Source organism: Aeromonas sp. s6, from assembly GCF_040907815.1.
Classification (GTDB): Bacteria; Pseudomonadota; Gammaproteobacteria; order Enterobacterales; family Aeromonadaceae; genus Aeromonas; species Aeromonas caviae.
Window position 1 is genome coordinate 1 of sequence record NZ_JBFOCN010000104.1, and the last position, 9,993, is coordinate 9,993.

A 9,993-nucleotide genomic window follows, 5' to 3' on the forward strand; every position below is an offset into this window, starting at 1 on the left:
GGTGTGGCTTGTTTTGTTTAGCGACTAATCAGATCGCACAAACTGGACTGAGTTCCCTTCCTCCGGTGATCTACTATTCGGAACAGCTATTTAGTTGTTTATTATCAACCCAGGCGGAGGCGCATCATGAAACTGGCACAAGGCTTTCTGTGCAGTCTGCTCTTCGGCACCATGGCGCAGGCCAACGAGATCAACCTGAGCTGGCAGTGGCAATCTGCGGATGGTCAGCAAAAGCACCTGCAATTGACGGCGGATGAGCGCACCTTTTCAGCCAGCCGTCACGAGATGACACAGCTCGACACCGCCCTCAACTTCCCGCTGGAAACACTCTACTCCTACATCAGTCCACGCCTCTACAACAGCATCAACCAGATCAACCAGCACAGCCCGGAGACGGCCACCAAGTTCCGCAACCTGGAACAGGCCTTTACCCTGCACGACAGCAGCCTCGAATCCGCCCAGTTCTGGCAGGCCTACCGGCAATATCAGGAGGACGCCTTCTACGAGATGCGGGTCCAACCCTGCGTTCACCCGGCCAATCAGAAGCTGCCCTGTGTGCGCCCCAACTACTCCCAGCTGTTCTATCAGTTCAAGGGAGACCTCAAACCCCTGGCACAGCAGTTTTCGGCCAAGGATCTCGCCACCAGCGTCATCCTGCTGCAGGAGTGGCTGAGCGGCATCCCCACCCCGCCCGAGCAGATGGACCACTTCGCTCCGCCCTTGCAGGCCCTGCAGGACAACAAGGCCGACAGCGACGAGAAGGCGCTGCTCATGGCCAGTCTGCTGGCGGAGCTGGCGCCCCAGTACAGTCTCAGCATCATCTATCCGAACATCAGCATCGGCAGCGTCTCACCGGCCTGGCTCGCCATCACGGCCGACAGCGGCCTTGAGGGAGACACCCTGGTGATCGGCAATCAGCGCCACGTGCTGCTCACCGGTTCTCCCCTGCTGGCCCAGCAGATGACGATGGCCCAGATTCCCTTGATCAGCGAACCGCTCTACTAGCCTCTTCTGACCATCACTTGCTTTTGATGGATGACATGCCATCCTTGCCGCCGTCATTGGGGGGATGGCGCCCATGTTGACAAGATCACCGTCGCACCCTGCATTATTTAACACTTTTTAAACAGATCCGATCAGTTTAGGATGTTCAGGGTCCCATTCCCTCGACCCAAAAATCGTTATAACATCACAAAGGAGTGTCATCCGGATGAAACATCTCGTGCTTACTCTGGCGCTGCTGCCAACCCTGGTCATGGCCCACAACATCAAGGAATCAACCCAGGTGCCGCTGGTCAACATCAGCGACAAGGGGGAGCTGGTGCTCAAGGAGAAGGAGATCAGCTATCAGCCCTGGCAGAGCAAGGTCCTGACCGGCAAGGTCTTCCTGATCCAGCACATTGCGGGTCGCTCCAGCGCCAAGGAGCTCAATGCCCCCATGATCGAGGCGATCAAGGCGGCCAAGCTGCCCCACGACAAGTACCAGACCGTCACCATCATCAACAGCAATGACGCCATCTGGGGCACGTCCGGTTTCGTGAAGAGCAGTGCCGAGGACAGCAAGAAAGAGTTCCCCTGGTCCGCCATGGTGCTGGATGCCAAGGGGATGGCCCGCAACGCCTGGGCGCTTACCCCGGAAAGTTCGGCCATCATACTGCTGGATAAAGAGGGCAAGGTGCTGTTTGCCAAAGATGGCCAGCTCGATGCCGCCGAGATAACCAAGGTGATGGGGCTCATCCAGTCCCATCTCTGAATCAGAGAGAAGGGCGCTGATGGCGCCCTTTCCACAAGGGTCTATGGGTCGTTCCACACTGACAATCTGGGTGTTGCTGCTGGGCTGGTTGTGGATGCAACCGGTGCTGGCACAGCACCCTCTTGAAGCTGCCCTGCCCGATCACGGTCATGCCTGCACCCTCTGCGTCCTGCATCTGGATGGCAAGCTGGCACTGACGCCGACCCCCGTACTCCCTCCCCTCTCCTCTGGCATCGACCGGTATATCGGCACTCCCCAACCGAGGGCGGCCACCGGCACCACGGGACATCGCCGTATCCGCGCCCCACCGCCCCTTCATTGTTTCTTTTTTTGAACCAATCTTTTCTCTATTTATTCAAAAGGATTAACGATGAAAGCAGTCACCCTGTTGCTGGCCGCTGCCGCCTTCGGCGCCCAGGCCAATCACGACGAACACGAAAGCCACAGCCACGGTGCCCATGAGCACGGTCACGGCCACCTCAACCTGGTACTCGACGGCAACCAGCTGATGATCGAGTTGCAGGCCCCTGCCGCCGATCTGGTGGGCTTCGAACATGCCGCCAACACCGATGAGGAGAAAGCGCAGTATGCCAAGGCGGTGGCCCGCCTCCAGCAGCCCGACGCCCTCTTCCGTTTCGACCCGGCCGCCGGCTGCAAGCTGACCCAGCAGGAGCTGCAGGCCGCCAAGGAAGATCATGACCATGAGCACGAGCACGAGCACGAGCACGAGCACGAGCACGACAAGGCTGATGGCGCTCACGATGAACACCATCACGACGACGCGGGCCATGCGGACATGGGAGCCATGTACACCTACACCTGCGCTACCCCGGCCAAGCTCACCGGTCTCGAGGCCACCCTGTTCAGCCTCTACCCGAGCCTGGAGAAGCTGAGCGTGCAGGGCATACTGCCCACCGGCCAGACCGCCGCCGAACTGACTCCGTCCGCCAACAAACTGGGCTGGTAACACCATGAAACATGCCGTGGTTGAGATCCGTGATCTGGCCTTTGCCTGGCCGGGTCACGAAGCCGTCCTCGATCTGCCCGCCCTTCGCATCCACGAGGGTGAGCGCGTCTTCATCAAGGGCCCATCGGGTTGTGGCAAGTCCACCCTGCTCGGGTTGCTGGCCGGTATCCAGACCGCCAACCACGGCACCCTGGAGGTGCTGGGCCAGCCCCTGGCCCGGCTTTCCGGCCGCGCCCGTGACCAGTTCCGGGCGGCCAATCTGGGGTACATCTTCCAGCAGTTCAATCTGCTGCCGTTTCTCTCGGTGCAGGACAACGTCACCGCTGCCCTCACCTTTTCACCCGCCAAGCGGGCCCGCCTGACAGGGAGCCCCGAGCAGGAGGCGCGCCGCCTGCTGGCAGAACTGCAACTGCCGGATGAGGCGCTCCATCGCCCCGTCCACGCCCTCAGCATCGGCCAGCAGCAGCGGGTTGCCGCCGCCCGCGCCCTGATAGGCTCCCCTCCTCTGGTGATCGCCGACGAGCCCACCTCGGCCCTGGACACCGACAACCGGGCCGCCTTCATCCGGCTGCTGTTCGAGGAGTGCGACAAGCAGGGATCTACCCTGGTCTTCGTCAGTCACGATCCCTATCTGGAGCCCCTCTTCCCCCGGGTGGAGAACCTGCAACAGCTCAACCGGAGGGCGGCATGACCACACGCCATCATCTCGCAGCCCGTCCAGCCATCTCCCCTTCACTGCGGAGGCTTTCATGCTGAAACTCGCCCTGCAAAGTCTCTGGGCCCGTCGCCTCACCGCCGGGCTCACCCTGCTGGCCGTCGCCATCAGCGTCACCCTGCTGCTCGGGGTGGAGCGGGTGCGCAGTCAGGCACGGGACAGCTTCGCCAACACCGTCTCGGGTACCGATCTCATCGTCGGCGCCCGCTCCGGCCAGGTGAACCTGCTGCTCTATTCGGTGTTTCGCATCGGCAACCCCACCAACAACGTGGGCTGGGACTCCTACCAGGCCATCAAGACAAAGCCAGGCGTCGCCTGGACCATCCCCCTCTCCCTTGGCGACTCCCACAAGGGGTTTCGCGTGCTCGGCACCAACGGGGACTACTTCACCCACCTGAAGTACGGCCAGCAGCAGGCGCTCGTCCTGCGCGAAGGTCGCCCCTTCGAAACACCGTTTGAAGCGGTGCTGGGTGCCCAGGTGGCCGAAAAGCTCGGCTATCACCTGGATCAATCCATCGTCATCGCCCATGGCGCCGGCAACACCTCGTTCAGCCAGCACGACAACATGCCGTTCAAGGTGGTGGGGATCCTGGCCCCCACCGGCACCCCCATCGATCGCACCATTCATGTGCCGCTGGCGGGCATAGAGGCGATCCATCTGGGCTGGGACACAGGTCGTCACAGCAAGAACGTGACCCCGGAACAGGCGATGGCGCTGGATCTCACCCCCAAGACCATCACCGCCTTCATGGTGGGGCTGAGCAACCGGATCCTGGCGTTCCAGTTGCAGCGCAGCGTCAACACCTATCCCAGGGAGCCCCTGATGGCCATCCTGCCGGGAGCCGCCCTCCAGGAGCTCTGGGGGCTGATGAGCGTGGCGGAGACCGCCCTGTCGGTGATCGCGGGCTTCGTGGTGGTGGCGGGCCTCATCGGCATGCTGACCACCCTGCTCGCCGGCCTCAACGAGCGGCGCCGCGAGCTCGCCATTCTGCGCTCCCTGGGGGCGGGCCCTGCCCACCTCTTCCTGCTGCTGGCGCTGGAGGCGATGGCACTCACCACGGCGGGCATCGCCCTCGGGGTGGCCGCGCTCTATCTCGGTCAGGGGCTTGCTAGCCCCTGGCTGCTCAGCCACTATGGCCTGCAAATGAGCCTGGGTCTGCCGAGCGCCTATGAGTGGCAACTGCTGGGCCTGGTCTGGCTGGCGGGCATGGTGATCGGGCTGCTGCCTGCCGCCCGCGCTTACCGCTACAGCCTGAGCGACGGCATGAGCATTCGCGTCTGACCCGACGCATCCGACCAAGAGAGAAGAACAGATGATGAAGTGGAAAATAGTGGCGCTGCTGGCCAGCCTGCTGGTGCTGCCTGCCATGGCTGCAGATTACAAGACCATCGACTGGGATATCCTCATCCCGGAGGGGGAAAAACTGCTGCCACCGCCCCAGGTCAGCCATGATGGCGACTTCTCCTCGGTGCCGCAGCCGGTGGGGGGCGTCAACAAGAAGCTGGACAATCAGGAGGTGCGGATCCCCGGGTTCGTGGTGCCCCTGGAAGGGGATGCCAAGACCATCACCGCCTTCCTGCTGGTCCCCTACTTTGGCGCCTGCATTCACGTGCCGCCCCCGCCCACCAACCAGGTGATCTACGTGAGCTACCCCAAGGGGGCGCCGGTGGATGACCTCTGGGACGCCATCTGGGTCAAGGGCAAGATGCACACCGTCAGCTCCAGCCACGAGATGGCCACCGCTTCCTACTCCATGGACGCGGTCGAGGTCAGCGTCTACGAAGAGTGAGCCCCTGATGGCCTCCCCCGGGAGGCCATTTTTTATCCCGTGACGACCCCGGCAAAGGGATTGTTCATGGATCTGGTTGGAGTAACATTCACTACCAGACCTTGCCATCACGGAGCCAGCATGGCTGACCTGCCCCCCAAGAAAGAGAGTTCCATCCTGAGCAGCCAGGAGCAGACCCTGCGCCTGGCCCGCAGCCGCGGCATCGATGGCATGCTCACCCGCAACAGCGACAGCACCTTCGAGCAGCGCGCCACCTTTCGCCAGTTGGCGGAGCAGGCTACCCGCCAGCGCAATCTGGAATCCATCATGGTGATGGCCGCGCGCCACTGCGAAGAGACCGCCGCCGGCGGCGAGATAGACAGCGACTGGCTTACCCGCTTCCTGCAACTGGCCGAAGACATCAGCATGACCCCCATGCAGCAGTTGTGGGGCCGCATCTTCGCCCTGGAAGTCGCCACCCCGGGCCGCTTCTCCATCCGTGCCCTCAACACCCTCAAGGAGATGACCCAGCGCGAAGCCCAGCTGTTCCAGCGCATCTGCGCCCTCTCCTGCCACTACGAGGGCAGCGACGAGCAGCGTCTGCTGCTGGGCATGCACAAGGGGGCCAGCCTGCTCAGTCGCGCCAAGGTCACCCGGATGGGGCTCGGCAAATACCGGGTGCCCTACAGCGCCCTGCTGCTGCTGTGCGATCTCGGGCTGCTGCACCGTGGCGAGCTCGAATCCGGTCCCCTGCCCGCCGACGGGGTCGAGCTGGCCTTTGGCAACCAGCGCTGGCGTCTGCGCCAACGCCAGAGCAACCTCACCCTGCTCTATTACCGGCTCACCCCCATCGGCAACGAGCTTGCCCTGCTGCTGGACGAGCCCCCCCTGGAGGAGTACCTGCAGGATCTGAAGACCCTGCTCTCCACCCACCTGCAGATAGAGACCCAGATGCCGGCCCCGGTCAGCGAGCCGGATCTGCCCGCCTGAGGCTGGCGGAGGCCCCGGCCCCGCCTTGCCAAATTGCGAAACCCGCCCTGCCATTGCCAAAACGGCTCCCAAAAAGCGAATCCTGACGGCAGGGGCGGACGCGAGCCCGGGCCATGTTCCCCCCACTACGGGTTTTGAGCACAAAAGAGACATATAGAGCGCAATTTAAGCGGTTTTGGGCACTCTGGTGTACGAATTGCAACCAGACTCTCTTTCCTCTGTCAGGCAGGAAGTACCATGAGAGTCAATCAACCCGTTACCCAGCGTGAGCGCCTCTACCCGTCGCACCAGAACCTGATTTCCACCACGGATCTGGAGAGCCGCATCACCTATGCCAACGACGAGTTCTGCCAGATAGCCGGCTTCACCCTGGAGGAGCTGCAAGGGGCACCCCACAACCTGGTCCGCCACCCCGACATGCCGCCCCAGGCGTTTGCCGACATGTGGCGCCATCTGCGGGAAGGCAAAAGCTGGATGGGCCCGGTCAAGAACCGCTGCAAGAACGGGGATCACTACTGGGTCAACGCCTTCGTCACCCCCATTCAGGACGCAAGCGGCAAGGTGGTGGAGTACCAGTCGGTGCGCACGGCGCCGGACGACGCGATCAAGCAGCGTGCGGAGCGGGTCTATGAAGAAATGCGCCGCGGCAAGACCCCCCGGGCCCTGCGCCTGCCCCCCTGCTGCCACACCCTGGGGATCCACCTCTGCCTGATGGCGCTGCTGGCCAGCCTGGTCACCCTCGGCTATCAGCACGGCCCGGGCTGGCCTCTGCTCATCGGCGCCCTGCCTCTGGTGGTTGCGCTCGTCATCTGCCAGACCCTCTCCCGGCGCCTCGCCCGGCTGGAGACCCTGGCCCGCCACCGTTTCGACAACCCCTTGATGCAACTGCTGTATACCGGGCGGGTCGATCGCCTGGCTGCCGTCGAGCTCGCCATGAAGATGAACCAGGCCGAGTTCAATGCGGTGCTGGCCCGCACCCAGCAGACCTGCCAGCAGATCGTGCAGGCGGCGCAGACGGATCTGAACAATGCCGAGTCCATCACCGGCAACCTGCAGCAACAGCAGGCCCAGACCAACCAGGTCGCGACCGCCATCACCGAGATGACGGCGTCCATTCGCGAAGTCTCCCACAGCTCGAGCGCCTCCTCGGACAGCCTGGACAACACCGCCGTGCTGTTTCGGGAGGGCAATCGCAGCGTGCTCGATACCGTGGCGGCGGTGGAAGGGGTTCACGGCGAGCTGCTCACCTCCCGCGCCGTGATAGAGGCGCTGGCCAGCCAGTGCCGCGCCATCGACGGCATCCTGGACGTCATCAACAACATCGCCAACCAGACCAACCTGCTGGCCCTCAATGCGGCCATCGAGGCGGCCCGGGCGGGCGAGTCCGGTCGCGGCTTCTCGGTGGTGGCGGACGAAATCCGCACCCTGGCCATCAAGACCCAATCCTCCACCGGCGAGATCCAGCAGATGATAAGCCTCTTGCAGGCCAGCGCCGACGATGCCCAGCAGGCCATGGCGCAAGGGGAGCAGCTCTCCGCCAGTTGCCGCCTCAAGGCCGCCGCCACCGGCGATATCCTGCAACAGATAAGCGAACGCCTGTTGCAGGTGACCGCAGGCAGCAACCAGATAGCCCAGGCGGTGCAGGAGCAGTCCCTGGTCACCCAGGACATCCACCACAGCGTGCTGGACATCAAGCGTCTGGCCGACGACTCCAGCCAGGGCAGCCGCCACGCCGTGCAGGGCATCATTGCGCTCGTGAAGCAACTCGGGGACCTAGAGCGGCTGGTACGCCAGTTCCAGCAGCATCCCGCCACCCGGCCAACCAGCACCGCCCTGACCAGCGGCCAACCCTTGCTGGCCCGCTAAGCCTTCACGGAGCAAACCAGACCCAAAGACCGTGCGCTAACAATAAAAACGGGCCCCTGCCGTCACCGGCAGCGGGCCCCTCTTTTGGGTGGTGCATGGGCGTCTGAGCGGGTTTCAAATTCGAGTCGTCGACTGAACCCGCGGGTCTTTCACCCCGTCCCAACCACCTGCTCGCCCGTGCCACGCCGACCCTCTCGACTGCACCGCATGGCCCTCGGCAGGGCAATGGCCTTGCTCACTCCCCCATCCATACACCGTGAATGTTGGGCGTTGAGCGGGAAGCGGGAAGCGGGAAAGCGTCGGCCTTGAGATCCCTCTTATCCAACCTGCCGCAGGCCCCGCTGCCCCCCCCAATTTATTGATCTTACCCGAGAAATCGCCCGACCCCTCTTCCCTAACCAGCTCCGTTCGGTAACATGGCAATCGGGATCACCTCTTGTCGGAGTCAGCCATGAACCAGACCGGAGCCACAGGGAAAGCGCAGCAGGCTGGAGGCTGAAATTCAGGGGCGGTAGCCTTGCCTGAATGTTGGGAAGATCACGACCAAAGAGGTAAAAGTTTGAAAAGAAAACCAATAATAAAGCTTTCTCATATTCAAGAAGTTATCAAGTTATTTAATTCAATAAGCCAAGACGCGAGCTTACCTGATTCATATTACGAGATGTCTCGTTATATAAGCTCAACTGAATATGATGAAATGAATTTGTATGAACTTTCTTTTGAGCCTTATTTATATATAGCTAAGCAATGTGACATGAGCTTTTTCGCCCTGTATCGGAGCAAACAACGAATATATCTTGCTCATTGTAACGATGCCGGTCACCCCCCACCTCGATGGGAAGCCCATCCTATCAAATTATCCCAACTTAAGGATATTGAGTTGATGATGTTTTTATTGCGAGATCACGCCTATCAGCTAGTGCTCAGAAACAAGCAAGGTTTAGCCTATGAAATTTAAATAATTCAATATTCCAAAATAGATAAACCGATAAGATTGATAGCATGTGATTGCCACATTCTTCTTAGTATCAATCATTAAAAAAACACAACCATCATATTCAACATGAAAGTTCTATTAATGTTTTTTGGTTTTCTCTTTTTGACGAGTTCGGTGAACTCTCAGGAGATCATGACTCGCACAGCGAGCAGGGATGATGGCTCGCCTATCTCCTATTATCTTGTCCAACATGCCCATGGCGCAGATACACTGCTGTTGATCCTGCAAGGCTCTGATTGCAATAGTGTCTTGAAAATAGAGTCCATACTCACCGAGTATGAAAATGTCTGGCCAGAAGCTGATGTTTTGCTAATCGAAAAGTACGGCATCAATCGCAAGTTAAAATACAGTAGCGACCCGGCACGCAAAGACTGCCCTGCTCAATACCTTGAAAAGGACAGCCCTGCCCAGCGGGTAGCAGATATCAAGGCCTGTCTCTTGATCAGATCTTGATCCCCTGTGCCATCAAATCCTTGGCGGCAAGAAAGCCATCCAGTTTACTTTGCAGGGCTTCCCAGCCTTCCCAGAGGGCGCCCCAGCTGGCAATTCCGGTTCGCTTGCTGTCCATAAAGCCCCCCAGTCTGGCTATCGCCATGTAGGCCCACTGCAAGCTCCCGGCGCGCTCTTTGCGCTTGCGTTTTCCCTTGTCCAGATAGCCCAGTAGCTGACATTCATCCGGGGTCAGCACCGTTTCTGCGGACTGGCTTTCTACGTGCTCCGCTTCTTTTAGCAGCCCTTGTGCCCTGAGCGCTTGCGGCAGGGTGAAGCTTTCTCTGAGCTGTAACAGCCTGACTGCAACAAACGAGAGGATCGAGACCATGCGCTCCAGATTATCCGGCTCCTCCATGCGTTGCCTCTCGGCTCCTGCTCCGGTTTTCCATGCCTTATGGAACTCCTCGATCCGCCAGCGATGGGTATAAATGTCGATGACGCGCA

12 protein-coding genes are annotated in these 9,993 nt (G+C 60.8%); 11 read left to right on the forward strand and 1 reads right to left on the reverse strand.

Annotation, left to right across the window (positions count from 1 at the left end):
- The first annotated feature begins 126 nt into the window (after nt 1-126).
- The 11 genes from AB5Y50_RS16285 (at nt 127) to AB5Y50_RS16335 (ending at nt 9,510) form a co-directional block, all read left to right on the forward strand.
- The gene (locus tag AB5Y50_RS16285; protein ID WP_042880471.1) at nt 127-1,005 is read left to right on the forward strand and encodes a hypothetical protein; all 879 of its coding nucleotides are present in this window, start codon (nt 127-129) and stop codon (nt 1,003-1,005) included.
- 205 nt (nt 1,006-1,210) lie between these two features.
- Nucleotides 1,211-1,753, forward strand: a complete 543-nt coding sequence (locus AB5Y50_RS16290) for a YtfJ family protein (protein WP_010675585.1) — start codon at nt 1,211-1,213, stop codon at nt 1,751-1,753.
- A gap of 43 nt (nt 1,754-1,796) precedes the next feature.
- Nucleotides 1,797-2,087, forward strand: coding sequence for a hypothetical protein (locus tag AB5Y50_RS16295; RefSeq protein WP_080988551.1), 291 nt, complete (start codon nt 1,797-1,799; stop codon nt 2,085-2,087).
- Between the two features lie 36 nt (nt 2,088-2,123).
- A complete protein-coding gene (locus AB5Y50_RS16300; protein ID WP_048208350.1) occupies nt 2,124-2,720 on the forward strand; it encodes a DUF2796 domain-containing protein in 597 nt (198 codons plus the stop codon).
- A gap of 4 nt (nt 2,721-2,724) precedes the next feature.
- Entirely contained in the window at nt 2,725-3,411 is a 687-nt protein-coding gene (locus AB5Y50_RS16305; RefSeq protein ID WP_039040841.1) for an ABC transporter ATP-binding protein, read from the forward strand.
- A gap of 58 nt (nt 3,412-3,469) precedes the next feature.
- The gene (locus AB5Y50_RS16310; protein WP_043155759.1) at nt 3,470-4,717 is read left to right on the forward strand and encodes an ABC transporter permease; all 1,248 of its coding nucleotides are present in this window, start codon (nt 3,470-3,472) and stop codon (nt 4,715-4,717) included.
- A gap of 31 nt (nt 4,718-4,748) precedes the next feature.
- Nucleotides 4,749-5,225, forward strand: coding sequence for a DUF3299 domain-containing protein (locus AB5Y50_RS16315; RefSeq protein ID WP_010675589.1), 477 nt, complete (start codon nt 4,749-4,751; stop codon nt 5,223-5,225).
- A 120-nt stretch (nt 5,226-5,345) separates the two neighbouring features.
- Nucleotides 5,346-6,194, forward strand: a complete 849-nt coding sequence (locus tag AB5Y50_RS16320) for a TIGR03899 family protein (protein ID WP_042016317.1) — start codon at nt 5,346-5,348, stop codon at nt 6,192-6,194.
- A 237-nt stretch (nt 6,195-6,431) separates the two neighbouring features.
- Entirely contained in the window at nt 6,432-8,060 is a 1,629-nt protein-coding gene (locus tag AB5Y50_RS16325; protein WP_043155761.1) for a PAS domain-containing methyl-accepting chemotaxis protein, read from the forward strand.
- Nucleotides 8,061-8,619: 559 nt separating this feature from the next.
- Nucleotides 8,620-9,018 (forward strand): hypothetical protein, encoded by a 399-nt coding sequence (locus AB5Y50_RS16330; protein ID WP_102948891.1) that lies wholly within the window; start codon nt 8,620-8,622, stop codon nt 9,016-9,018.
- Between the two features lie 105 nt (nt 9,019-9,123).
- Entirely contained in the window at nt 9,124-9,510 is a 387-nt protein-coding gene (locus tag AB5Y50_RS16335; RefSeq protein WP_368163087.1) for a hypothetical protein, read from the forward strand.
- On the opposite strand, the gene AB5Y50_RS16340 is transcribed toward AB5Y50_RS16335, so the two are convergent.
- On the reverse strand, nt 9,500-9,993 hold a 494-nt coding region (locus tag AB5Y50_RS16340), incomplete at its 5' end, for an IS4 family transposase (RefSeq protein WP_368162502.1). The two genes, AB5Y50_RS16335 and AB5Y50_RS16340, sit on opposite strands and share 11 nt — an antisense overlap.